Source organism: Xanthomarina sp. F2636L (assembly GCF_026410195.1).
Taxonomy (GTDB): Bacteria; Bacteroidota; Bacteroidia; order Flavobacteriales; family Flavobacteriaceae; genus Xanthomarina.
Genome location: NZ_JAPMLM010000054.1, coordinates 100,346 through 123,549, shown reverse-complemented (window position 1 = coordinate 123,549; position 23,204 = coordinate 100,346). Strand labels below are relative to the sequence as shown.

The following is a 23,204-nucleotide window of genomic DNA, read 5'->3' as shown; positions in this document are numbered from 1 at the left end:
TTTGGTTTAATTGGTTGTGAGGGGTGGGTTATCCGTTGTCGGTTCTCAGTTATCAGTTCTCAGTTATCAGTTCTGCCTTCGCTATTGCTACGGACGGGCATGGGCGGTTGTCAGTTTTCGGTTCCGCCTTCGCAAATGCTATCTGACTTTTGTTTTAAAAGACGTACGGGGTAATTTTTATTTGAAGAAGTAATAAACAATCTTATTATAACAAGACAAACCCCTGCCTGCCTCCACATTCTGTTCGGCATTCGGGCAGGCTCCGTCTCATCTTCTCTGCGTTTCGCTTAAATGCCCACGCGCCAGCTCGCCCCTGCGCTAAAATAGTCCACAGGACTATTTCTTTACGCTTGGTCGCCCTTCAACTGAAGGGAGTAGCTTTAGATTGTTATTGTTTTTTATATGTATTAAAATATTGCCTATTTTTAATACATGTCCAAACAAAACTTACATAACAAAAAAGAATTTCAGGAACGTAGAAAACAACTTCGCAAAAATTTAACTCCTGCAGAAGCCTATTTATGGACACAATTAAAATCTAGGCAACTAGACAACAGACGATTTACTAAACAACATAGCATTGGACATTTTATAGTAGACTTCTATTGTGCTTCTGAAAAATTAATTATTGAATTGGATGGAGAGGTACATAACAAGCCTGAAGCTCAAGAATATGATAGAAAACGAAGTAGCTATCTAGAAAATCAGGGCTATAAAGTCATCCGGTTTGAAAATAACATGGTTTTTGATTTCCTATCTTCTGTTTTAAAAGAAATACGGGATAATTTTAATTCTTGAACACTTTAAAACAAATTCCAAACTTCAATTAATAATAACTACACCAAGCTCCCTTCTTTAGTTACGACCGAGCGTATAAAAATAGTCCTGTGGACTATTTTAGCGAAGGTGCGAGCTGGCGCGTTGGCAAAATTTACCGAAGAGAAACGAAGGTAAAGAAAGGGGAGTTTGTTTTTATGTCTGGACTACTTTCAAACCCTCCGTCTAGACTTCCTGCGTCAGTCTAGCCACCTCCCTTCATCTGAAGGGAGGAGCCTTAGATTGTTAATATTAATATACATATAGAAATGAATAATAACTACACGGCTCCCCTCTTTAGTTACGACCGAGCATATAAAAATAGTCCTGTGGACTATTTTAGCGAAGGTGCGAGTTGGCGCGAAGGCGTGGACAGACGGAGTTTGAAGAATAGCAATGAAATCTGCTATTCCATTTATAAAGTATCAACGAAGGTAAAGAAAGGGGTATTTGCTTCAAATATACTTAAAAACAAAAATTAAGAAAGCAGCTCAAACCATTGATGCTTGACCAGCTCCCAATCAAATAGTTCTACTTTTTTTCTAGCCTGAACTGCCATTTCACAGGTGGCTTCGGGGTTATCAAGAAGCTTCTTAATGGCTGCCACAAAAGCTTCTGTGTTATCTGGTGGCACCAAGAGACTATCTTTTTCATGTTTTAATAAGTATGGTAAGCCACCCACATTGGTAGAAACAATAGACAGGCCTAAGGCCATGGCTTCTATCACGCTTACGGGCATGTTATCGTAATTGGTGGTATTGATAAAGATGTTATAGTCTTTGGATAAAGCCAACCAGTCTTGTTTAGGGAGTTTTCCGGTAATGGTTACAGAAACATTTAAGTTCTTAGCCAATTGTTTTACATCTTCTAAAGAGCCATCTGCATCTGGGCCCACCATACACAGACTAGATTTTATGCCCTGATCTTGTAATGCCTTCAAAAGGTTTACAGCCAACAGGGGATTATAAATCTTCGAAAACGACCGTACCCATAATAGGTTTACCTCATCTAATTGTTTCTCATGAAAGGGATACTGCGACATCTCTAAACTATTAGGGATATATACCACATTTTTATAGCCAAAAGATTCAAAGGCTTCTTTTAAATAGATGGAAGGCGACACGAGTTTGTAGGCATGCTTAAAAATAGCTTTGGAAAACCTGGGGTGGGTTTTTAAGCGTTGGGGCAAGTTCCCGCCATGAAGTATGGGAATGTATTTTAAATTTAAAAACCGACATAGCTGAGTCACCAAAAGAGCATAATAAAAGTTCTGAGTGCTGTAAGTATCTATCAACACCAAATCTGTTAACTTTCTATGTTTAAAGCATGACCAAAGCATGTCCAGCAGTCTAGCCACTTTATGGGGTTTGGAAGACGCATACCTTAGTATATAGCTTTCCTGCTCCAACTTGGGACCAAGGATGCCAATGGCCGAGATATTAGCTGTCTGTTGCTTTAAGTGGTTTCCTATGTAGAGGAGGTTTTTCATGTGTGACATTTAATAAAGCGAGTCCATATATAAAAGCTGGCATGGCAATACGCATGGACATGTGATTGATGGTTAAAAACCAGAAGGCCAAAAAGGCATAAAAGTAGTAATTCCCTTTATTCCCAGAACGTATCTCTAAGGGTTTAAAAATAAGAATTAATAAAATAACCACTCCAAGTAAACCATGCTCTGCTAAAGTGCGACTAAATTCACTATGGGAGGTAACGCCCTGCCCATCAACTTCAATACGTTGATCTTTAGCCCTACTCGAGCCGATTCCTAAAAATGGGTTTGCAATAAACCCTTCCAATTCTTCTTCAAAAAGTTCTGCTCGCCCGGTTGTCAAACTTTGTTTTTCACGTCCTAAATGGTCTTTATTAGCATAACGCAAATTAATTAACCCATCGGTTTTATTGACTCCTATTACCCAAGTAATAGCCAAACTTGAAAACACTAGAGCCAAAACCATAATTACTTCATTCTTTTTTGAGTAATTAACTTTATTATAATAATAAAACAAAAATATCAAAATTGCTAGAATTGCAGCTAAAACACCTCCTCGGCTCATGGTGGTAACAGCCCTAAAAGAAATAAAACCTAATATAATTGCATTAAATATTTTAAGAGCTGCACTTGGAGATTTTGTGAACAATCTAATAGTCATAATAAACATTCCTAAACCTAATGCTGCCGCCACTTGATTGGCACCCCAGCCTCCTGCCGCTGACCTATTAGAAGCAGCACTAGTTAAAATATCTTTTAATTCAGGAACATAAAAGTAAATATAAACAGCGTGGCTTATGATAGGAAGTAGCATAAATAATAAAATCTGGGACATCTGATTAAATGTCACTTTTTTGTCATAACAAAATAAGGCGGATAAGCCCAAACATACGGGACCACTTAGTACAAAGGCAATATTGGTTCTGAAATTGGCATCAAAACTCAAGGTGGTAGAAGCCACAAAGATAGAAGGCACTAACAGCATCAGATAAATAAAATAGGGATAGCCCTTCCCGGATAACCCCCTATAGAACATCCCCATCAAAACAAACACAATCACCATATACTTTCCTGCCTCATAGGAAATGGCGCCTTTGGTGGTTCTAAAAAACACTTCTGCCCCTACAAAATAGGCACAGGCTGTTAAAACCTCATAGGTTTTTTTGGAGTCTGCTACCGAAATAATCCGGTACATAAAATAAAAGACCGCAATAAAAAAATAGACCTTTGCCAGACTTTCATTTAAATAAATCAAAAACCCCAAAGCCATATGGAAGCCAACAGCAGAGATGTAGGTGATATTGGTTTTCAAACTAGAATGTATTGAAGTTTAAAGTTCATATGAGGTTGCAAGGTAGTATAAAATTAATCATTCAGTTGCAAAAAAAATAACAACTAAATTCTTAGGAAAATATTTTTTTATAATTGTCTAAGGGAAACTTATAATGATAACTTCTACCAAAGACATACACCACAAAATGGATGATAAAAACCGGCACATGAGGTCTTGCCAGTTTTAAATAGGCATCATAGGTTTTATTCCGATAGTCGCAAATTAAAAAAGGGATGATATCGGCATTTAAATAATTTTTATCTACCTGGTAAGCATCAATCTGTTTGTCTTTAATAAAAGACCGGTACTGGATTTTTTTTCCGGCACGAAGCCTCTGGTATAGCTCAACAACCGATAACGGGGTTTCCTGTTCATCGTAAAACAACATGCCCCAAGAGGGATCTATCAACAACCATTTTTGCAATTCAGTGATATAGACCTCATTAAAGGAATGTCCACCATTTTCTCGATTAAAGGGCGCGCTGGTGGTACCCCATTCCCGCACTTGAATATCGTTAATCACACAGAAATTATTAAAAATCTGTACCATATCCGAACAGACCCCTCCTTTCCCATAGACCATGGTTTTTAAAGCTATATCTGAGGGCTCACTTAAACCCGGACCTACTCTTGTGTGCGCATACAACCAGGATACTAAATGTTTTACAAGTTCTAAATCTGAATCTGGCTGCCCATCTTTAAAGATTTTAGCATTCATCTCCTGAAAATAACCGGGTATCTCTTCTTTTTTATTCCAGGTATTATAAGACATGGCATTAATGGCGTCCACACTGGAGTTTTTAGACAACAACCGAAAGCGGGTCATATACAAGAAAGGGTGTCGCTTGAAGGTCCAGCGTAATTTTTTAAGTAGCATTAAAGACGTCAGAATGAATTTGTTTGGTTTAAAAATATCATTTTTTTTTTTAATGGGAGATACATATTCTAAAAAAAACCTATTTATAAGATGTCCTGCTCAATTCGCTCGTTATAATACCTATAAGAAAAGCGTTGAATAAATGGCAAAGGAGTCGAAATCATTTCTTTATAGTTTGCCTCATCCATCTCCAAAACTTTGCTAAGACATGTTTCCAAGGATAAGGCCGTTAGGGAGGGTATTAAAATCCCATTCTCATCATTTTTTATATAATGACCTATAGAGGACACCTGAGATACTATAGGCAGACAACCATAATTCATGGCTTCAGCAATCACCTTAGGAAAGCCTTCAGAAGCCGATGGCAATAAGATGGCATGAGATTTTTTATACATATCGTGTACAGAAGTTCTAGACAAGTATCCGTGAAATACTACGGGTAACCCTATGGTTGCTACTTGTTTTTGATACCTTTCTAAGTGACTTCCTGACCCTACTATATGTACAGCTCCTATTTTTTCAAGCATCTTAGGTTCTAAACTTGCCAAAACGTCCAAAATTAAATCCAGCCCTTTAGCAGCTTCCAAGCGTCCTACAAAACAAATTTCTAGGGGCAAATGAAAGGTTTTAGCGGCAATTACTTGCTGTCCGATTTGAATTTCCTGATCGGTTAAACAGGGGTTTTCAAAAGGGAGACAGTGTTTGGGTAGATCTGCCCAAAAGCCGTTCATAGTAACTGGTCGGGCTTGCTTTAGTAAGAGCCATTTTTGAAAACTATAGGCTAATGGCGCATGCTCCTGTTTCCAATTCCCTGCATATTTAAACCAGCCTTTTTTAGACTTGGACAGCATTAAAAAAGGCATCACAAAAACACCGATGCCAGTAGGCGCTCGAAATTGAAAATAATCTGTTTGCTCAAGAGCCTTTTTTATAATTCTGATAATTTTAGGGGCTTTAAAAACGATGGTCATTTTATCTGCTAAACCAGAGCCGCCAACAGCCGGCAAGCCCACAAAGCTAATAGTATCTGAAACATAGGCTAAGGCACCTGGTGGTGCTTCGGTTTTATGCAACATGCCCACATGAATAATGCTATCAAAAACAGCCAGAAGCTCATTGATTTCTGTGACCGTAGACCCTAAGCCCACCACGCTCCCATCGGGTAATAAATAATGCTCGGTATGCGAAATGATGCAGAGACGTCTCATGAGATATGACAAATATATTGTTTAATAATGTGGTTCCAATCGTGCTGTTGGGCCCAGGTTCTGGCTTGTAATTTAAAGGTTTCTTTATCCGTTAAAATATGCCTAATATGTTCCGTAAACAGCTGTCCGTTATGCGACTCCATTAAAAAACCAGAAACCCCATGGTTAATCGCATCCTCTATCCCACAACCTGTACTGCCTATGGCTGGAACACCCAGAGCATTGGCTTCTAAAATAGCAATCCCAAAGCCCTCTACATCTCCAGACATACTTTCGGTACTTAACATGACAAAGATATCGGTTGCTAATAACATCGCTTTTAAATCTGCATCGGGAAGGGCTCCATGAAAAGTCACCCGATTATCAATGCCTAATGCTTTAGCTTCTTCAATAAAAGCAGGAGCTTCGGTAGGAATCCCAATACAATGGTAGTGTGCCTTGGGAAAGCTTTTTAATAATTCAGGCAGAAGTTTAATCACTTGTAACTGCCCTTTACGGCTGCTAACCCGACCCACTGTGGTTAAGACCGGACTGCCTTCTAAAGAGCTGGATTTTATATGGGTTTGATCCCATGCTTTTAGCTCAATCCCATTGGGGATGACATGGATATCCCGATCTAAATGAGCCACTAACTGAGCGGTATATTCCGATACGGCCACAAGCGTATCAAAACGTTTTAAAGAAAGTTCAACAGCTTTTTTTAAGCCAGCCGATTTAAAATTCACTTCTGAACCGTGAATCACTGCCAAAGTCTTGGGCTTAAAAAACAAGGAACAAAAGGCCACATTCCAAAGAGAAAACTTCCCCGTAGCAATCACAAAATCGGCTTGTTTAAAGGCTTTCAAGGTTTTAATGATGCGATTTAGATACATAAAGGGTCTAAAACGTTTTAAAGCAATACGTGTGACTTTAAAAGGCAAAGCCTTATCAAAGCGTTTTTCTTCCTCATTATCTACATCGCGCTGATCGGCAATCACTGAGACCTCAAAGCCATTCTTAGCCAAATACAAGCTTAAATAATAGGCATGGTTTCCTATGCCCCCAGGTTGTGGCGGAAATTCAGAAGTCACTATTAAAATACGTTTATTTTTCACTTCTCACTTTTCACTATTCACTTTTCACTTCTCACCTCTCACTTCTAACTTTTCAATTAATGGGCCTTGCTTTAATTTTTTACCAGCCAATCTCCAACTCTTAAACACCTGAAACAGGATTACTGGCGTCAGCAAGATACTCAGGAATACACCAAGCAGCAACATGGGTTTATTTTTTTTAAACTGATAAGGCAAGATAGAGATGGGAATGGTGCGCCATAAGGCCCATCGGGCTGCTGCCTTGCCATAATAGGTTCTAAAATAATACAGAACACTTGGAATGGGTCTAGGTGCAAAAAATGTAGAAGGTCTAAAAGCATCCCAGGACCCCATCTCTCGCAAGCCTCCTGTGCCTGCCTTGACATCTATACAGGAGGCAAACGGATTAGACACCGATTTCATTCCTTCTAAATACACGCGCAATCCAAATTCCCCATCGCCCATACGTTGTTTTTCAAACTGTCTATCGAACAAGCCTACCTGCTTAAAAACATCTTTATAAAGCATGGCGTTTCCTGTAGCAAATTGAGACCCCAAAGCAAAAAATGACCGGTCTTTTGGGATGCTTTGTCCTTCGGGGTAAAAGACGCCTGCAGACACCTGCGCATCAAAAAAATCTAAACATTTTAGATGGGTAGATAACCAATCGGGTTGAATACGTACATCGTCTTCTGATAAGGCTATTAAAGTCCCTTTGGCTTCTTTAATAGCTGTATTTCGTGCCAGCCATAAGGCTTTTTCTTCCTGACGAATCACACGAAGGTTTAAATTAAATTCTTTATAAAACTCAGGTTGAAAGGGTTCCGATTGATCAACCACAAGGATTTCAAAATGGGGATACTCCTGTTTTTCAAAATCTTTTAGGACATTCCTTAAATAGGTATAGCGATTTAAGGTGGGAATCACCACAGTTACCAGAGGTTTTTGTGCAATTAGTTCAGAAGGATAGGCGTCCCATTTCGGGTAAGCTATGGGCGTTAAATCATTCGCTTGCTTTTTGATATGCGTGGTTGACAACCAGCCTTGAATTTCTTGTATCGGGTTATGAAAGGTCACCAAACGCATGAATAACACATAAAACACCCAGGCCGGATGAAATTGTTTTCTAATAAAATGGTATTCGTCTTTAATGGGAAGCTTTTTAAAGCTACTATAGGTTTCAGCAGCCCCTATATAGCCTTGTTGCACAGCCTGCCAAGACAGATCATAATCCTGAGCCTCCTTCGACTTGTAGTCTGTATCTACCATGAGTTGCTCTAAAATCCTATCTGGTAATTCTTTTGCAATAGGAAAGACCGTCTTTCCTGTGTTTATAACTAAGCGAAAATAATGGGTGGGTTGTAGATATGTTAAAAAACTAAATGGCATAGCATGTATTTAATCGTTCAGAATGATGTTTTTCAAGCGTTCATAAATTAAATCTTTGTCAAAGTTTTCTAAATATAAATTTTTAAAATAAGATGAAGGTAAGTCATTCGTATCGAAATAGGGTTTTAGTCGCTCAATTAAGGATTCCATAGAAAGTGGATCAAATGTTATTTCTTCTAACAATTCTTTATTATCAATAAATGTTAAGGCACCAAATTTAGACGACACAATCACGGGAGTCCCCATGGATATTGCTTCTATAAAGACCAAGCCAAAAGCCTCTGCCAAACTTGGTAAAACAACAACATCCATATCTTTGTAGAACTGCATCATCTCTTTAGCAGATAAATGTCCTCGAAACAGAATCTGATTAACAATGCCTAACTGTTTTGCTTGTTGCTGAAGATTTTCTTTATCCGGACCATTACCAGCGATATGCAATTGAAAATTTTTGTTTTCAAAATGAGCTAAAGCCTCTAAAACAACTATTTGATTCTTGTGCTTTACCAATCTTCCAGGACATCCTATTTTAAGTAAATGAGATTGATTACCCGTTTTTTTCAGTTTATCTTCTTGATTATAAATATGAGACCAAAATGGGATGGTTTTAATCTTAGATTCTAATACTTGGAACACGGAATGTAATTCATTTTTTGTATGATGCGAATTAGCTATAATGACATCTGCCATCTTTAAAAAAAGATGTTTAGTAAAAATATTAGCTGGAGTAGCCCCTGTTTGTTCATTTAGAGAGTGAAACCAAACAATATTTTTTTGAACATGAAATAGTTTACCAAATAGTAAAGCAGGATTTACATAACTAAAGTTAGATAGAATGACATCTGGTTTTTCTTTTTTAATTACCTTAAATACATTAAGATAATTAGTTATATAGCCTTGTTTCTTTTTAATAATTATTTTTATATTATCTATTTTTTGTTCACTTACTGATGCTTTCCACGAAAAAGTCACAACCTCATGTCCTTCTTGATTTAGCCTTATAGCCATTTCATGAAAGAAACTAGAAAGATACCCTTGATTATAGGTGTGAAATAAGAGGATTTTCAAACGTTTCGTGTTTAATATTTCTTTTTTAAATTCCAGTACATCGATCTTAAATCTCGATATAGTTTATAATTAGGTAATTTTCGTTTTTTGTTATTTCTAGCATGAGGAAAATCTTCATCTGGCACTTCTAAAATTTCTAAAAACTCACAAAGAGTTTTAAAATTAAAATTCTTACCCATCTCCATAACTAAAAAGTTTGGCTTATTTTTAAAAAAATCTAAAATTTCTTTATTGCTTTGTTCATACAATTCTATATATCTATTTTCAAACCCTTCGGCACAAGGTACTCCATATATTTTTTTATGTAATGGTATTCTAATACTCGCAAAATAAGTCACCACACTTCGTATCCATTTATCCGTATCTCTAATAGTTAAAATATATTTAGCGTCTGGGTACAACTCAAATAACTCTCTATAGAATAAAGGCCAGGGCATATCTTGTACGGCATCCCAATTGACTAAAGTTTCTTTAATATACGCTTTTAAGTCTTCACTATTAGTAAACTTCATTAAATTCTTGTCTCCACCATAAACACGATAGCCTAAATTTTGCAAAGCGTGTTCTAAAGAGGTGGTTCCTGTTTTTTGAAAACCTAAAATAAATACTTTTTGTTTCATTTTTTATTTATACCCAATCGCAATTAAATGTGCTGTTTTTTGAGAATTATTTTCGACTCCTTTTGACTGAAAATTGTTGATAATATTTGAAAAAATAGATAGTAAAGTTCGTATTGGGTTTTTAAGGCTATAACTTTTTAAACCTTGTACTCTATATTTTCCAGTCTTTACACCATAATGCACATCTACTCTATCAAAATACTTTTCTAATAATGTTTGTAACTGCACTTTTGTATAGTGTCTAATATGGTCAGGATTTTTATCGGCTCCTTCATTTTTTATATAGTCTCCATTGGGTGTTGTAAAATAGGCCCAGCCACCTTTATTGATAACCTTAGAAATATTCTCAACAAATAGTGCATCTTCAAACACATGCTCTATAACTTCAATACAAACCACAGCATCATAAGAGTTATCATTCAAGGTGGAATTAGTCATGTCTTGAATTATTAAATCTTTTATGTTGGAACGCTTTTGTTGAATAGTTGATAAAATATCCTTTGTAAACCCTAGATTTAAAGCTTCCCGAGTTCCTTCTTCTTGTGGTACATCTAAAAGAGTAATGTCAGTTTTAAGTCCTATTGTGTAAGGAGACTTCCTTCCACCTACGTCCAAAATGGATAAAACACCTTCTTTTTTCCCTCTGGTATTAATGAGCTTTCTAATATCTCGTCGTACGGTTTGCAAATGTGCTGGCATTATAGGAAAAGTAATCCATCGAAACCACTCGTAATGCGTCATATATTTAAAATAAAATTCTTAACTGTTCGGGTTACAAGTCCATGCCCTTAACACGTGCCGTAACTAATCATATTACAATTATAAAACTTAAATAGCAATTAAGTCTATAGGAATCTCAAAAATATACATTTGCAATCAAAATTATAAAAAACCTAAGTAGTTGCTTAAATATTAAAATTGACTATAAAACAGAAGACTGTCACATATTTCTTAAGTTTTGAAAAAAGTTACCACTGTTAAACCCTACTTAACATTCATAAAACTCTCTAAACAATAGGTTTTGGCGCTCCAAATTAAATAATTTATTTACTCGAGAAACGGCCTGCGTTGTTATCTCCTGTTGTTCACTTTTCGACATCTTAGATACTTCGATTATTTTTCTAGCCAAAACTTCTGGTTGTCTTTTAGGAACCACCCAACCTGTTTGCGTATCTAAAACATTTTCTTTTAAACCTTCGGCGTCAGATACTATACAAAGTAAACCCATAGCTTGGGCCTCCAAAACAGCGTTACAAAATCCCTCTTGAATACTATATTGCAAATAAATACTAGTCGTTTTTAATATCTCTTTCACCTTATTGTGTGATAATTTCCCAGGAAAAAATACGTCTTCAGCAATTCCTAATTCATGGGTTGCATAAACCAAACGCTCCTTTTCTTCTCCATCCCCAATGATGGTATATTTAAATTTGATTTGTTTTTGTTTCACTTTAGCCAAGGCTTCTAAAGTATACTCTAATCCCTTGATCCAATGTAAACGAGCAATGGTAACAATATTAATAACATTATCGTCCATTGTGGCAATAGGTTTTTGATGGCTAAAAAAAGCTGTATTTATAGCAGGTGTAATTACATGAATTTTTTGATCTGAAATTAGATTATCTTTTAGCCTTTGCTTCATGCCATGTGACAATACGTGGTAACGCACCTCTTTTTTAAATAATAAATCGTAGCATCCTGGATGCTTTAAAGGAGATAAATACAAATCAAAACCTCTAAAACTAACAGCCATTTTTGCACCAATAGCTTCAGCTACATTTTCGCGACCATGTGCTAACTTACCGTAACCAAAATGCAACCAATCCAAAGTTTCTCCCAACAAAAATTGATTAAGAATAATATTTCTAAATCTGTTTTTAAAAATAATTCCGTCTTTTTTATCCAACTGATATAAGGCAAAGCTGCGTTTAGGCTGTAAAAAAAGGGCTTTAAAAAGCACCCCTAAAACCGTAAACACTTTATTTATCCTAGGCCCGACAAATTGGGGACTGGCAACAATGCGGCAAGGAAAATCGACATCCGTTTTTTGAGTATAATCAACAAACAGCACCACCTCAAATCCAGCATTCTGAAGGCCTTTTATTTTATTTCTGAAAAAAGTCTCGGAATATCCGGGCACCGTAGAAAGCACCAATCCAACAGTTACGGTATGTGTTTGCGCTTTAATCATTTTTTAAACCTTGGCAAAAATCAAACAGGTCAGCAGCTATTTGTGTGTCACTATAGGCATTACTTACGATTTGTAAAGCCTTGTTACGAATCTTGTCTTTTTCAGCCTCTGGTAAATTAGCAATTTCTTTGACTTTTTCAGCCAAACGTTCCGAGTTTCGTTTAGGTACAATAAAACCAGTTTCACCATCTAAAATCACATCTTGCACCCCAACCCAATCGGTACTTAATACCAATATGTTTTTCAGCATAGCATTAGGAACAACAGGTGTTATTTCGTCTGCCACACTGGATAACAGCAGTAAGTCCGCGTTCTGTAAAAGTGTCTGCACTTGTGTATTAGGCGGATATTCTAAAAGTGTTACCAAATCTGTAAGCTGCAAATCATGTATATGATAATCCAATTCAATATCCTTGGTGCCTCCAATTAGGGTGTAATGAAAGTCAAAATCTTGGTCTTTAAGAGTCCTACAAGCATCTAGAGCATAAGTATAACCTTTTTTCCAGTGTTGTTGTCCTATAGAAATAATTTGAAAGCCATTATTCCCTTTCTTGATTAGAGATTTTTTCAATAAATTATAGTTTAAAAATATAAATGTAATAATCTTTCACAAAGTACCTATAATAAGTTTACACTAAAATATCCTCGCTTAAAATTATAATATAAATTATATCCTATTAAAATTAATCAATGCTAAAAAATTTATTCTGGATATTATTATTAAATAAATCAAATTTAAACAAAATCTTAATTTGTAAAATAATAGTTTTCAACTATCTTCACTTCCTAAAAGCTCAAACATGATTTACAAATGAAGTTGATTTTACATGTAGGTCACAATAAATGTGGTTCAAGTACAATACAAAGTTTTTTAAAAGCAAACATAAGCAAGTTTAATAATCAAAGAATCGGTATTGTAAACCAGTTCATGAAAATAAGTGATTCGGATGATAAGAACTGGGTTCAACCTGGTATGTATTTTCATAAAATCCTTTTTACAGAAAATAAAATTGATATAAAGCGTGATTTAATTCTATTAAAAGAAGAAGCTGAAATAAAAAATCTTAATTCAATCATCTTGTCAGATGAAAGATTGTCTAGTCGTTCATGCTTTAATAATGATAAAAATTTACTTGAAGATATAAGTTCTGTTTTTAATAATATAGAAGTTATATACTATATTAGGAGGCAAGATGAATATTGTTTATCCGCTTGGCAACAATGGGGAATAAAACAAGGCAAATCGTTTCAAGAATACATGATAGATTCATATAGGCTAAAAGAACCTGATTATAAGTTAAGTATTGAAGGTTTTAAAAGTATTTTTGGAGAGCACGCGTTAAAAGTTGGTTTTATAAATAAAATTACATTATTTAATGAAAATCTATTATCCGATTTCATAAGCAAATTAGGGTTCGAAGATAAGGACTTTAGTCTGGTGTCCGACGCTAATAAAGGTATACATGCAGGGTATAGTGATATTTTAAGACGAACTTCCAAAGTCTTTGAAAGCCCTGTAGACAATGAAATTAAAAAACTCATAAATAAAAATATAACTAATTCATCTGACATAATTTACTCTAAAGAAAAGCCAGTTATTTTTTATTCTTATTCAAATGAAATAATGAGTTTTTATGAAAAAGATAACATAGAAATTCACAACACCTATTTCCCTAACTATGATTTTAATTTATTGTTTGATAAAAATAAATACAAAATAAAATCGGATAAAGAAATTTTTGAAATTGAGATTGAACAACTAAAGAATTTAATTGCCATTCAAAATGATTTCATTTTTACCATGATTAAACGTAATAACAAAAATGTCAACACCAAAAAAACGCCCTCAATAATTCAAAGAATAAAATCCAGGTTAAGGTAAATCTCATTTAATATTTAAAGTGAGATATTTGGTTTGAATCAGTCAAAATATTTTTTGGTAATTCCAAAGTAATCAAATACTTCTTTAATTTGTCTGTCATTATCGTTTTCAAAAACATTCAATGCGTATAAACTTTCCTTTTGAGAATCTGGTATTTCAATAAATTGTTTCAAATAATAATTTGTAAACGCCACAGGTATGTTGTTTGTTATTTGACTGGCTTTTAACCAAATGTCATCATTCATGCAGTTTACTTTTTGAATTCCTTCTATATCAAACATGGCTTCAGGAAAAAGGCTAGGTTGATATAGCACGCCTCCAACCCCAGTAGAAAATATTTTTTTAGACGGATTCATAGCTCCAACCTCATTAATTTTCCATCCTCTATACGGTTTAAAATGGTCGTTTTCCGTTTCCATAAGGCGAACGCGATTGGCAACAACACTATTAGGATGTTTAAGATGAGTTTCCCATAATGTAGACAGAAGACTTCTAGGGTATATCACATCATCATCAACAGTAACAATTAAATTCTCTGGATATTTTTGAAAAGCAAAAAAGTACTTTTTGTGCGCTTTAATATCTTCACAAAAGGCAATTTCTAAACCTAAAGGCTTTAATTCTAATAAGGTATTTGGTAAACCTTCTTCACCTAGCGGAAACTGTTCTTCTCCCAACCATAGCACTATTTTTTTTGGTCTTTGGGTTTGATTTAACACGCTTCTTATAGACAAATAAATCACATCTATTCTTGCAGGAAAAGAGGTTAAGCTCACAATAATATTGCTAGTATCATCAATACCTAACGAATCTTTGGATACATTTTTATAAAACCTAATCAAATTTACCTTTAAGAATTTATAAACCTGCCACTGTATCCAAAGGTTTAATTTATTACTTTTTTTTGTGGGTTGTCTTGTTAAAAAGTAGTTATATATAAAATGAATCATAAGTCCTTGCCTTTGTATAGGTTCTTAAAAATAGTTGTGTATCAAAAATATTCAATATAATATCAATTCAATCTATGTCTTCCGAGGTAAATATAAGTTTAGTTTTTTGTTTATCAACAATGGAACTTTTAGAATAGAGATTAAGAGTTGGATGCTCATCATGCAACCAAATAAAAAAATTAATATGCCTAAGGTTACATGTATTCTCCCTTTAAGCTGCTCAATAGCCCTATAATAGAACTACTTTACTAAATCTGTATAAAGATTTTCATGGGCTTTAATAAAAGTATCCATGCCAAAATAATCCACACAATATTGACGTAAATCTTCACCCAACTTTATACGTGTTTTTTCCTCTAAAGCTCTTACTTCTTTAATTTTTGTAGCTATAGCATCCACCTCTCCTGCTTTAAATAACAGGTTTTTAAAATCTTTTAATACGTAATTTACACCTGGTACGTTTGAACCAATAACGGGAATACCCATACTCATAGCTTCCACTAGCGCCATAGGCATCCCCTCTTGCTTACTGGTTATCACAAATAAATCAGACTTTGCTATATAAGGTCTAACATCTAAATGTTTACCTAAAAAACAAACTTGATTATCAAGAGCTAACTCCTCTTTTAAACTTATCATTTCTCGTCCATATTCATTATTACAATCACCGACAATAGTCAGTTTTATTGTTGAATTATTTAGTTGATGTATAGCCTTTATTAAAAGTTGAATTTCTTTTACAGGTGCCAAATTAGCAACTGTAATTATATTAAAGTCCAAGCTATCTACCTGTCTACTATTTTTAAAATTTTCAGGATTATAATAATTAGTATCTACACCCAAAGGAATTAAAGCTTGTTGTTTTTTATTTGGAAAATAATCTTTCATTTGGTCATTAATGGTAATTATAAAATGGGCTAAATAGCTTTTTATATGCCAGTGTTTATTATGAAAACCCATAGCCTTTTTAGTGTATAACCATTTCACACCAACTAACCGTGCCGCTAAAGCTTCGGTCCAATCGCTGCTCCATTGCCAAGAATGAATAACATCATACTTGTTTTTTTTATAAAATTTAGAGGTTTTCCAAACTCGAAATAATAAATTATAATAGGGTTTATAAGGTGTTTTAGTTGTAAATATATGGATAGGCCGGCCTAATGCCTCTACTGTTTTAAAAAAAGCCCCCTTGTTATCCTCACAAGCTATCTCTACATCAAACTTTGATGTGTCAAGACCACGCACTAAATCGTAAACCACTTTACCACTTCCTGCTGTATTAAAATTAGATATAGTATATAAAACCTTTATACGTTCTTTATTCATAAATTTTTAATGTTTTTATAATCGAAGATCCTAAATACAATGAATCAAATTATTTTATATGTTGTTATATATAAAACCAGTATTTAAATTTCTATCTACATACCAACGCGATAAATAATAAACATAAAATTTTAAAAATGGTTTAAACGGCAGGTAAACTAAGATAGTAAGATATGTTTTTAAAAACCAAGGAACCCTAACAGGTTTTATTTCTTGAATTAGCTGTTTCTTTATAGCTTTCCTAGTATTAAAATCTTCCGAATAGACAATTTGCTTCCCCATCATGGCAAATAATTGTCTGAATAATCTTTTTTTAAATTCAAAAGGCACCTCATGACTTAAATAAAAAACTAAATGATCTTTAACAAAACGTTTCCAGGTATGAAATATCATTTCGTTCTTTTTCTTCACTTGACTCATGACAGAGTTGGGGTGAATATAATATAAAAAAATATAGGTATCAATAAATGCTAAGTTGCAGGTCATCCCTAAACGAACATCAAAGCCTGTATCGGTTCCAACTTTCAATTCTTCGTGGTATTTACCTACTTTTTTAAAAACTTCTTTTCTATAAAGAAAACAAGGCACCCCTGCAACTTTACTCAAACTTTTAAGCCAATGAATACCCCAATATGGCGGTTTTTTTAAAAGAACCTCATGCGTTTCATCTGTTGGTTTTACGGTATTGGCAATCGTATGATTAGACTTCAGTGTTTTCCCAAAAACGGCTTCAATTTCAGGATGGGTATCTAACACATATATGAGGCGTTTAAGTGCACCAGAGTATATTTCATCGTCTACATCTAATTGGTATATATATGTACCCATTGCTTTCTCAATACCCATATTTCTTGCATAAGCCTCCCCCTGATTAGTTTGGTGATATATTTTAACCCTTGGGTCTTGGGTCATTAATTCTTTAATTATAGCAACCGTTTGGTCTGTAGAGTTATTATTAATATAAACAATCTCATAATCTATAGCTTGTAGGTTTTGATTTAAAATAGATTGATAGGACTTTCTTATAAAAGGTTCTCCATTAAAAACGGGAATAAGAATAGATAATTTCATGTCTAAGTTTTAATGATATTTTTGGTGCCATAAAGACAAGGTTAAGAGCATACTTACAGCATGTGCATAATTAATAGGGTCGTTTGTTTTAAACTGATTATATATATCTTCTACCATGTATTTAGGTATAAAACTATTAAAGTCTGCATTAAAAATCCTGCTTTTTAATGCTTCTTCATTTGCAGTACCTATAAACTGTAATTCCCAATTACGTTGCACATATTTTTTTCCTAGTAGCGTCTTTGCTTCTCTTTGCAGTTTATTCATAATACGAAAAGGAAGATTATATGGTGCTTTATTATATTGGTAATTATTAATAGTATAAGGTCTTTGGGCATGCCAAGTAATATTTGCTAACTTTTTATGTTGTTTTAAATGGGCAAGTTGCAAACGTCTATCTGCTAAATAGGCTTCTGGTATGCTGCAGATAAACTCACACATTCTATTGTCATAAAACGGTAGTGTTATAGGATGCGCTTCCTCAAACACAGACAAGTTTGTGGTGGTCCAACGGTGTGCCCATTGACTCGTTTTGTAGGCACGTACTTTGGCACTAATATTGCCAATTTTTATTTCAGCTAAATCTGTTTCAATGCGGGTTATTAAATAACTTTTAAAGTCGTCTTCCAAATTCCAGTGCTGCCATAATTTTTCGGCAAGCTCCACACCTTTCGGCTTCACCATCTTTTTAAAAAGCAAGGGAATGATATCTTTTTCTGTAGTTCCTTCAGGTGCACCTCTATCAAACAGCACATCGCCCCAATGTCCTAGAGAAAAAACCCCTTCCATGGCTTTTAATTCTGGTAAAATAGCCATTTGTCTTGGGTGGGTAAATTCCGAATAACAACCATTAATATCGGCTAACTCATCGATACAATTCCATAAATAGCCCTCCGGGATTTTAAAACCATCAAAGGTAAAATGACAAACTTTTGCAATTTGTTCACTAATTTTATGCTCTGGATACCCACCATCAAAAGCATAACTGTAGCCATGTACCGGATTATCAAAATCTTTTAAAATAAGGGCCTGACTTCTACTGTCTAGACCCCCAGAAAGCGCCAAGATAACTGGCTTATCGCCCACTTGCTCTTTAGTAATAGTCTTTAGTAAATGTATATATTCCTTTAAAGCCCCTTCAAAAGAAATGTCTTTAGGTGTATAGTGCCAAGTAAAATAAGGGGTGCTTTTTATGAGTTCACCTGCTTCGTTAAGGTTATGCGTATGGCCAGGCTTTAAACAAACCTGATCTTTCCAATAGGTATCGTCTCCCATAAAAAAACCAGTAGCAACAAACACGCAAATAGCTTCTAAATCTAGCTCATGGGGTTTATTAGTTTTTTTAGCAAATGTTAGTTTGCTTGGTATAATAGGTGTTGTTATAGTCATAATGATAATTATCAGCTAATATAACAAAAAGAGTGAGTGATTAAGAATGCAAAAAAATCTTTTTACTTTAATCCTTTTAATACGAATACATTTAGGAAATAAATGACATTTATATAAGAGAATTTAAGTTTCTCTTTTATAGATGTAAAGCACAAATTCTATAATAAAAGTGAGGATGAAAATTATTAAATAAGATTAGATGGTATAAAAAAAATTATTTTTATAATTCATGAATATAAATGACATCAAGCAATATCAAGTAGTAAGTCTATTAGGCTAGTTAGATTATAATAAAGATTTATAATAATTTATATTCTGATTTATAATGATCTGCATCTCAAAGTTATTTTTTATTGTATCAACAGCATTACTAGATATTTTTTCTATATCTATATCATTTTCAAAAATGCTTTTTATCAGATTGGGATAATCTAAATTAGAATTAGCTATTAAGCCATTTTCACCATGCTTAATAATCTCTGCAAAGGCGGGAATGTCAGAACAAATAACCAATTTCTTCAACGCCATAACTTCCAATAGTGCTACTGAAAAATTTTCACCATAAGACGGAAATAAAACCACATGTGCCTGCTGTAAATAGGGCACAATTTCCGCGTTTGGCACCATGCCATGATACCTGGTTTGCGCTAATGCTACCTCTGATAATACATGCACCACTTTATTATTCCAATAATCATTATTATTAGCACCCATAATATGAAATTGGGCATTTGGAAAATCAATAACCACCTTATTAAAAGTTTCACAAGCTATATCAATTCCTTTGCGCTCTCGCAAAGAGCCAAAATAAAAAACAGAAAAAGGGATGGTTGGGGCATGTAAATACGACGACTGAATTACAGAGCGATCCAAAACCACCCCATTATAAATAGTTTGCGGTCGGACTTTAAGCTGAAACGCTTCTTGCGCCATCTGGGCCGAATAATCAGAAACGGCAATTACATGTTTTTTAAAACGCTTAAACATTTGGTATTCAAAAACCGTATCGGTCTGGCGTTTACCATAACCCATGAATTGATGTAAAGCAACTGCACTTCCATGACAGCGAATAACTTTTTTTAAGCGCCCCAAAAAATAAGGTGCATCACCACCATAGTCATGAAACTCCACCATATCAAACCTATGTTTAAAAACAAAAACCGATAAATATAAAGAAATATACACCCGGTTTAAAAAGGCCAAAAACAATTTCAGTTTATGGTAACCCGGTACCTGGTACTTTTGTAAAACCCTTCTAACCTGTGCATTAAAATGACTCAAGTCTTTTATTTTTACAACGCGCACACCGCCATCATCAAAGCTAACAGCCTCATTCCCAAAAGAAAATACAGTAATTTGAAAATCATGTGTTTTCAATTCGGTGGTTAGCTGTTTTACAAATACACCAATACCCCCCGTACTACCCATGCGTTTATGAGCGTATTCTCTTGTGAAATAGCAGATTTGGATTGGTTTCATTGAATAATAATAGGTATTATTTAAGACAACCTTTTATATAATTAATTTTATTTTGACCTATGATAGATTTTAAAAAGTATTTTAAATAAGAAATACTTTTTAACTGACCACTTTCAATCATTTTTAATCTTTCATTTTTTTCAAGTATAGTACGATTTAGCATATTATGTCTATCAATAAATAAATCATAATGAACAATATTCTTAATCGAATTAACTGGTTGATTAAAATTAAATTGATGATTTTCTGGGGTTATTATAAAAGTATTTTGCTTGTACCATGTAAATATTTTAGTATTATCCCAAATTAATGGCCTAATGATGTCATGCATAATATAACCATGTTTGAGAAACTTCTTTTCCCAATAAGTAGGCCATTGTTCGTTTATATGATTTTGCCCGCCTTGAAATGGAGTTGCTGCACTAAAAAGTATCGTTTTTCCTGACGATATTAAATTCATAACAAAAATCTCTGACGCTTCTTCTGATATATGTTCAGCAACTTCTAAACTTATTACTAAATCATATTTATCTTCTAAAGTAAAACTTTTTTCTAAATCTTTAATCTGGAACTCATTATCAGACAAATACTTATTTAATAATTCCTTATTTATCCATGGCCCATCAATTCCCAATACTTTTTTAACACCCTCTAGTTTAAAACAGTATAAAAAAGTTCCTAAACCACAGCCAATATCTACTACACTTTTAGGTTTAATTAAATCCATTACAATAGGAACTATCTCTTTAGGTGATTCCAGATTATGAATAACTTCTGTATGTTTATATTTGGTTTTCATTGAGTTTAAATTTTGATAAAAATGTCAAATTAAATTTAATTTGTTATAAGACTTCCAAAAGCGTATTAAGCACCAGATTTTCTGGTTTCAAATAATTATTATAATATCTAAAGTTTTTAATCATCATAGATTGTTGAGCATCGCTATTATTTAATAAAAACTCTACCTTTTGGACAAGCTCATCTTGATTATTAAAAACCAAATAATTTCCATTTTCAACTAGGTTTCCTGGAAATTTAGAATTTAAAGGCATCGTTATGATAGCTCTTGAAGCAGCCATATACTCACCAAAATTCCACCCTACAGAACCATGCAAGCCTGTTGTACTAATACAAATATTAGAAGATTTAATTTCTTTTAAATAGTTATTTTTATTCGTTAAACTCCTTGGAACTACTAATTCCTTACAGGTTTTTAAAGAGAATTTTGTTGAAATTAACCCTCCCTTAAAAAAAGTTCCAAATTCCTTTTTTAAAGTCTGAATAATTGCTATTCTGTTTTCATTAATTTCCTGTCGATCCATTTTACTTTTATCACTAATATCAATATATGGATTCCATAAATTACAATAAAACAATACTTTATTCACCTTATTCCTAGTGGGAAATGCTTCAAAAATTTCACTTGGATAGGTGTTTTTTCTAATTTCTCCTTTAACTAAACCAAAGTCATTTAGAACTTGTTTTACATACTTATATTTGCCTTCTTTTGAGATAGGGTAGTTAAAGCCTAATGGAAAAATTTTAGCGCCTTCGTACTCGGTACCACCTATCATATTTAACGGAAAGCTTCTTTTAAAGTAATAATCAGTTTTTAAACTTTTTAAATAAGCTTCATCAATTTTATTAGTGTCCAATAAGTCGTATACAAGAGTCGTTTTTTCATTAATTAGAACTTTAAGTAAAGGGTAGCCAACATCCCCTTTACTATTTTCATAAACTAAATTTATGAGTCCCTTTCTTTGTAGTTTTTCAAACCCGTCATAAATTTGAGATAAATGAGGACTTTTAATATAAAATAATTTACAGTTAATCATTTAAAAGGTTTTAAATTTAGTCTTTCTGCAATCTGCATTAAAACATTGAAATCGAATTGCAAAATCATAAATATAAGTATTTATAATTCAATTTATTAATGGGTTGTTTCATAAGCAAACTCGTACTAACATAAATAAATAATCGCAGCATCAGATTGAACATTTTACGAAATGAAATAATATCTTGCCTATAAAATAAGACTAAAAGTTGAACAGATTGTTTCGGGTTTTTACTTTTTGTAGGCGTAAAAATATATCTAAACCAGAGGTGTAAATAGCCTGCCAGATATTTCTTGTAATTTATTTTATGGCTTTGCTTCAAAGCCATAGTTATATCGGGAATAAACAATAATAAACTGTTGTACACTTTATTTATAAATTTTACATCCAAGTTAGTCTCTCGAATATGAACGGTATCATACTCAAAATCAGCAAATACTTTAAAATCGGAATTAACAACTGTCAGTAATGCTCTAATCATTAATTCAGGATCATTAAATCTAGGATAGCCCTCCGTAAATCCGTTTAAAGTCTTTAAGAAAGACGTTTTCCAAATAGGACACATAGTTTGCCAAAGTAGGTTTGCTGATAAAAACGGAATTAAATAATCTTCACATACCGGAATCTCTTGCTTACGGATAACACCGGTTCTAACAATAGCCATAGGAAACACCAAAAAATCATAACCGGGATTTTTTTCTATTTCGGCTACCCGTTGCTCTAAACAATGGGGTAACAAATAATCATCAGAATCTAAAAAAATAACATAGCTACCTTGTGCCATCGCTAACCCTATATTTCTACAGGTAGGCGCACCTTTGGGCAAACGCGTTCTAGTGTGATACTGAAACCTAGAATCTTTATTCACCCAACTGTTTATAACAGCTTTACTAGCATCTGTTGAGCCATCATCTACAATCAAACATTCCCAATGCACATAGCTTTGGTCCAATACAGATTGTAAGGCCACGCCTATACAATGCGCCCGGTTATAGGTAGGAATTATAATGGAAATATGTGGTTGTATCAAGCTCAAATTAGGTTATTGGTTACAATAGTAAGAAAATATTTAAACTTTAATTTAGAATATCCACACAAGTCTCTCAAAACAAAATAGATTCAACTATTTCTCAATCAAATTACGAATTCAAATCAATTTTAAAGTCGTCCATCCAAGTTTATAAGGTTTTAAATAAAGTCTAACG

The 23,204-nt window shown here is 33.8% G+C and carries 21 protein-coding genes; 2 read left to right on the top strand and 19 right to left on the bottom strand.

What is annotated here, in order from left to right; all coding sequences use genetic code 11:
* Positions 1 to 432 precede the first annotated feature (432 nt).
* The gene (locus OS191_RS00870) at positions 433 to 798 is read left to right on the top strand and encodes an endonuclease domain-containing protein (RefSeq protein ID WP_267153820.1); all 366 of its coding nucleotides are present in this window, start codon (positions 433 to 435) and stop codon (positions 796 to 798) included.
* Positions 799 to 1,294: 496 nt separating this feature from the next.
* On the opposite strand, the gene OS191_RS00865 is transcribed toward OS191_RS00870, so the two are convergent.
* The 11 genes from OS191_RS00865 to OS191_RS00815 form a co-directional block, all read right to left on the bottom strand.
* Positions 1,295 to 2,305, bottom strand: a complete 1,011-nt coding sequence (locus OS191_RS00865; RefSeq protein ID WP_267153819.1) for a glycosyltransferase family 4 protein — start codon at positions 2,303 to 2,305, stop codon at positions 1,295 to 1,297.
* Positions 2,256 to 3,620 (bottom strand): O-antigen ligase family protein, encoded by a 1,365-nt coding sequence (locus OS191_RS00860; RefSeq protein WP_267153818.1) that lies wholly within the window; start codon positions 3,618 to 3,620, stop codon positions 2,256 to 2,258. Before OS191_RS00860 ends, OS191_RS00865 begins: the two co-directional genes overlap by 50 nt.
* Before the next feature lie 91 nt (positions 3,621 to 3,711).
* Positions 3,712 to 4,467 (bottom strand): transglutaminase domain-containing protein, encoded by a 756-nt coding sequence (locus OS191_RS00855; protein WP_267153817.1) that lies wholly within the window; start codon positions 4,465 to 4,467, stop codon positions 3,712 to 3,714.
* A gap of 134 nt (positions 4,468 to 4,601) precedes the next feature.
* Positions 4,602 to 5,726 carry a glycosyltransferase gene (locus OS191_RS00850; RefSeq protein ID WP_267153816.1) on the bottom strand — a complete coding sequence of 375 codons (1,125 nt, stop codon included), beginning with the start codon at positions 5,724 to 5,726 and terminating at the stop codon, positions 4,602 to 4,604.
* On the bottom strand, positions 5,723 to 6,820 hold the full coding sequence (locus tag OS191_RS00845; protein ID WP_267153815.1) for a glycosyltransferase family 4 protein: 1,098 nt from the start codon (positions 6,818 to 6,820) through the stop codon (positions 5,723 to 5,725). The genes OS191_RS00850 and OS191_RS00845 overlap by 4 nt, the downstream gene beginning before the upstream one ends.
* Positions 6,821 to 6,844: 24 nt before the next feature.
* On the bottom strand, positions 6,845 to 8,188 hold the full coding sequence (locus tag OS191_RS00840) for a glycosyltransferase family 2 protein (RefSeq protein ID WP_267153814.1): 1,344 nt from the start codon (positions 8,186 to 8,188) through the stop codon (positions 6,845 to 6,847).
* Positions 8,189 to 8,197: 9 nt separating this feature from the next.
* Positions 8,198 to 9,256: a glycosyltransferase family 4 protein gene (locus OS191_RS00835; protein WP_267153813.1), complete on the bottom strand. Its 1,059-nt coding sequence runs from the start codon at positions 9,254 to 9,256 to the stop codon at positions 8,198 to 8,200.
* An 11-nt stretch (positions 9,257 to 9,267) separates the two neighbouring features.
* Positions 9,268 to 9,876 carry a sulfotransferase family protein gene (locus OS191_RS00830; protein ID WP_267153812.1) on the bottom strand — a complete coding sequence of 203 codons (609 nt, stop codon included), beginning with the start codon at positions 9,874 to 9,876 and terminating at the stop codon, positions 9,268 to 9,270.
* Between the two features lie 3 nt (positions 9,877 to 9,879).
* Positions 9,880 to 10,617, bottom strand: coding sequence for a class I SAM-dependent methyltransferase (locus OS191_RS00825; protein ID WP_267153811.1), 738 nt, complete (start codon positions 10,615 to 10,617; stop codon positions 9,880 to 9,882).
* 247 nt (positions 10,618 to 10,864) lie between these two features.
* On the bottom strand, positions 10,865 to 12,067 hold the full coding sequence (locus tag OS191_RS00820) for a glycosyltransferase family 4 protein (protein WP_267153810.1): 1,203 nt from the start codon (positions 12,065 to 12,067) through the stop codon (positions 10,865 to 10,867).
* Positions 12,060 to 12,638, bottom strand: a complete 579-nt coding sequence (locus OS191_RS00815) for a glycosyltransferase (RefSeq protein ID WP_267153809.1) — start codon at positions 12,636 to 12,638, stop codon at positions 12,060 to 12,062. Before OS191_RS00815 ends, OS191_RS00820 begins: the two co-directional genes overlap by 8 nt.
* Before the next feature lie 240 nt (positions 12,639 to 12,878).
* On the opposite strand from OS191_RS00815, the gene OS191_RS00810 reads away from it, so the two are divergent.
* Entirely contained in the window at positions 12,879 to 13,949 is a 1,071-nt protein-coding gene (locus OS191_RS00810) for a hypothetical protein (protein WP_267153808.1), read from the top strand.
* 38 nt (positions 13,950 to 13,987) lie between these two features.
* Here OS191_RS00810 and OS191_RS00805 read toward each other — a convergent pair whose 3' ends face one another.
* The 8 genes from OS191_RS00805 to OS191_RS00770 all read right to left on the bottom strand — a co-directional run bounded on the left by OS191_RS00805 (position 13,988) and on the right by OS191_RS00770 (position 23,035).
* Entirely contained in the window at positions 13,988 to 14,899 is a 912-nt protein-coding gene (locus OS191_RS00805) for a hypothetical protein (protein WP_267153807.1), read from the bottom strand.
* A gap of 240 nt (positions 14,900 to 15,139) precedes the next feature.
* Positions 15,140 to 16,225, bottom strand: coding sequence for a glycosyltransferase (locus OS191_RS00800; RefSeq protein WP_267153806.1), 1,086 nt, complete (start codon positions 16,223 to 16,225; stop codon positions 15,140 to 15,142).
* 54 nt (positions 16,226 to 16,279) lie between these two features.
* Positions 16,280 to 17,296 (bottom strand): glycosyltransferase family 2 protein, encoded by a 1,017-nt coding sequence (locus tag OS191_RS00795; protein WP_267153805.1) that lies wholly within the window; start codon positions 17,294 to 17,296, stop codon positions 16,280 to 16,282.
* Between the two features lie 9 nt (positions 17,297 to 17,305).
* Positions 17,306 to 18,685 (bottom strand): asparagine synthase-related protein, encoded by a 1,380-nt coding sequence (locus tag OS191_RS00790; RefSeq protein WP_267153804.1) that lies wholly within the window; start codon positions 18,683 to 18,685, stop codon positions 17,306 to 17,308.
* A gap of 285 nt (positions 18,686 to 18,970) precedes the next feature.
* On the bottom strand, positions 18,971 to 20,164 hold the full coding sequence (locus OS191_RS00785) for a glycosyltransferase family 4 protein (protein WP_267153803.1): 1,194 nt from the start codon (positions 20,162 to 20,164) through the stop codon (positions 18,971 to 18,973).
* Between the two features lie 16 nt (positions 20,165 to 20,180).
* Positions 20,181 to 20,963 carry a class I SAM-dependent methyltransferase gene (locus OS191_RS00780; RefSeq protein ID WP_267153802.1) on the bottom strand — a complete coding sequence of 261 codons (783 nt, stop codon included), beginning with the start codon at positions 20,961 to 20,963 and terminating at the stop codon, positions 20,181 to 20,183.
* Between the two features lie 43 nt (positions 20,964 to 21,006).
* The gene (locus tag OS191_RS00775; protein ID WP_267153801.1) at positions 21,007 to 21,999 is read right to left on the bottom strand and encodes a hypothetical protein; all 993 of its coding nucleotides are present in this window, start codon (positions 21,997 to 21,999) and stop codon (positions 21,007 to 21,009) included.
* Between the two features lie 64 nt (positions 22,000 to 22,063).
* Complete coding sequence (locus OS191_RS00770; protein ID WP_267153800.1) at positions 22,064 to 23,035, bottom strand: glycosyltransferase family 2 protein; 972 nt, start codon at positions 23,033 to 23,035, stop codon at positions 22,064 to 22,066.
* Between the last annotated feature and the right edge of the window lie 169 nt (positions 23,036 to 23,204).

What these genes read in the sequence shown, in the direction of transcription:
- OS191_RS00865 (WP_267153819.1), bottom strand. Translation starts at nt 2,305, where the DNA reads ATGAAAAACCTCCTCTACATAGGAAACCACTTAAAGCAACAGACAGCT.
- OS191_RS00805 (WP_267153807.1), bottom strand. Translation starts at nt 14,899, where the DNA reads ATGATTCATTTTATATATAACTACTTTTTAACAAGACAACCCACAAAA.
- OS191_RS00775 (WP_267153801.1), bottom strand. Translation starts at nt 21,999, where the DNA reads ATGATTAACTGTAAATTATTTTATATTAAAAGTCCTCATTTATCTCAA.
- OS191_RS00855 (WP_267153817.1), bottom strand. Translation starts at nt 4,467, where the DNA reads ATGACCCGCTTTCGGTTGTTGTCTAAAAACTCCAGTGTGGACGCCATT.
- OS191_RS00795 (WP_267153805.1), bottom strand. Translation starts at nt 17,296, where the DNA reads ATGAAATTATCTATTCTTATTCCCGTTTTTAATGGAGAACCTTTTATA.
- OS191_RS00780 (WP_267153802.1), bottom strand. Translation starts at nt 20,963, where the DNA reads ATGAAAACCAAATATAAACATACAGAAGTTATTCATAATCTGGAATCA.
- OS191_RS00870 (WP_267153820.1), top strand. Translation starts at nt 433, where the DNA reads ATGTCCAAACAAAACTTACATAACAAAAAAGAATTTCAGGAACGTAGA.
- OS191_RS00785 (WP_267153803.1), bottom strand. Translation starts at nt 20,164, where the DNA reads ATGAAACCAATCCAAATCTGCTATTTCACAAGAGAATACGCTCATAAA.
- OS191_RS00840 (WP_267153814.1), bottom strand. Translation starts at nt 8,188, where the DNA reads ATGCCATTTAGTTTTTTAACATATCTACAACCCACCCATTATTTTCGC.
- OS191_RS00830 (WP_267153812.1), bottom strand. Translation starts at nt 9,876, where the DNA reads ATGAAACAAAAAGTATTTATTTTAGGTTTTCAAAAAACAGGAACCACC.
- OS191_RS00820 (WP_267153810.1), bottom strand. Translation starts at nt 12,067, where the DNA reads ATGATTAAAGCGCAAACACATACCGTAACTGTTGGATTGGTGCTTTCT.
- OS191_RS00825 (WP_267153811.1), bottom strand. Translation starts at nt 10,617, where the DNA reads ATGACGCATTACGAGTGGTTTCGATGGATTACTTTTCCTATAATGCCA.
- OS191_RS00790 (WP_267153804.1), bottom strand. Translation starts at nt 18,685, where the DNA reads ATGACTATAACAACACCTATTATACCAAGCAAACTAACATTTGCTAAA.
- OS191_RS00810 (WP_267153808.1), top strand. Translation starts at nt 12,879, where the DNA reads ATGAAGTTGATTTTACATGTAGGTCACAATAAATGTGGTTCAAGTACA.
- OS191_RS00800 (WP_267153806.1), bottom strand. Translation starts at nt 16,225, where the DNA reads ATGAATAAAGAACGTATAAAGGTTTTATATACTATATCTAATTTTAAT.
- OS191_RS00850 (WP_267153816.1), bottom strand. Translation starts at nt 5,726, where the DNA reads ATGAGACGTCTCTGCATCATTTCGCATACCGAGCATTATTTATTACCC.